Annotated in this window: 3 protein-coding genes; 2 read left to right on the top strand and 1 reads right to left on the bottom strand. The window is 69.8% G+C overall.

What is annotated here, in order from left to right:
• A partial coding sequence (locus tag DD1DGNOD_RS00745; RefSeq protein WP_206442863.1) for a hypothetical protein occupies positions 1–404 on the top strand: 404 nt, incomplete at its 5' end.
• On the opposite strand, the gene DD1DGNOD_RS00740 is transcribed toward DD1DGNOD_RS00745, so the two are convergent.
• A complete protein-coding gene (locus DD1DGNOD_RS00740; RefSeq protein ID WP_131769210.1) occupies positions 391–618 on the bottom strand; it encodes a hypothetical protein in 228 nt (75 codons plus the stop codon). The genes DD1DGNOD_RS00745 and DD1DGNOD_RS00740 overlap by 14 nt on opposite strands.
• 153 nt (positions 619–771) lie before the next feature.
• Between DD1DGNOD_RS00740 and DD1DGNOD_RS00735 the strand changes: the two genes are divergently transcribed.
• Positions 772–1,038: a hypothetical protein gene (locus tag DD1DGNOD_RS00735; protein WP_131769209.1), complete on the top strand. Its 267-nt coding sequence runs from the start codon at positions 772–774 to the stop codon at positions 1,036–1,038.
• Positions 1,039–1,070 lie beyond the last annotated feature (32 nt).

Genomic DNA, 1,070 nt, shown 5'->3' with positions numbered 1-1,070 from the left:
CCACGGCAGATCACCGACCGGGTCCGGGCCGGGGTCCGCCGGTGACCCTGCTACCCGTCCAGGCCGACCGGTGCTGGTTCTGCCGGCAGTCGGACCCCGCGTGGCGCTACCCGCTGGAACCCGTCCAGGAGCTTGTGACCAGCCTGGACGGGACGCTCACCATCGCCGGGCCGCTCGGGGCGCCCTGGTGGCCGGCTTGCGAGTTCTGCCGCATGCTCTTCGATGCCAAGGACTACGAGACGCTGTTCACCCGGGCGCTGACCGCGGTCCTCAGCGCAGAGCCGGAACGCGATCCTGACGAGACCGGTCTTCAGGTCGCTGAGCGGTTCCAGACGCTCGGAGCGCGGTACAACGGCCCGGCGCAGCGGGTGCCGGCGGCCGTTGACGGGCTCACCCGAGGGTGAAGTGAAAGACCAGCTCCCCGCCGGATAGGCCGGTCGACTCCAGCCTCGCCCGCGCGGGGATGTAGGTCGCCAGCACGCGGATCAGCTCGTCCGGGCCGACACCGGCGCAGACGTACAGGTCGGCTGTACCGCTGACCGTGCTGACCATCATGCGCACACCTCGGACATCCCGACCGTCGTCGCTGTCGCGCTCGTGCTGCGAGACTGCTGTCATCGGTCGCCTCCTGCATAGGTCGGCCGCGGTCCCGTCGGTGGGCATACCGGCGGGACCTACTCATTGCCACGTGTCCGGGGCACCATAGCGAGTCCATGTACGTACGTACAGATCGCACGGCTAGGGCGTGCGTACGTTCCTAGCGTCCAGCGCATGCCGGCAGACGACGGTGAGGACGAGGACCATGTCCCCCGGGCCGAGCTGCGGGATCTCGTCGACATCGACCAGCTACGGGATCTCCTCGGCCGCACGTCCCGCCGCGGCGAGCGGGTCGCACGCAGCTACGCCGTATCGGTCGCCAACAGCAAGGGCTTCCCCGACCCCCTGATCGACCACCCGCGGATCCGCCTGTGGCGCCGTGCCGACGTCGAATCCTGGTTGGACCGCAACCGGCCGGGATGGCGCGGCGAGGACGCCTGAATACGACGATGCCCCCGCCGACTTGCCGGTCA

Origin of the sequence: Candidatus Protofrankia californiensis (assembly GCF_900634765.1) — a bacterium.
GTDB classification, from domain to species: Bacteria; Actinomycetota; Actinomycetes; order Frankiales; family Frankiaceae; genus Protofrankia; species Protofrankia californiensis.
Note: the sequence above shows the minus strand (reverse complement) of the source record. Positions and strands in the feature narration are given on the sequence as shown.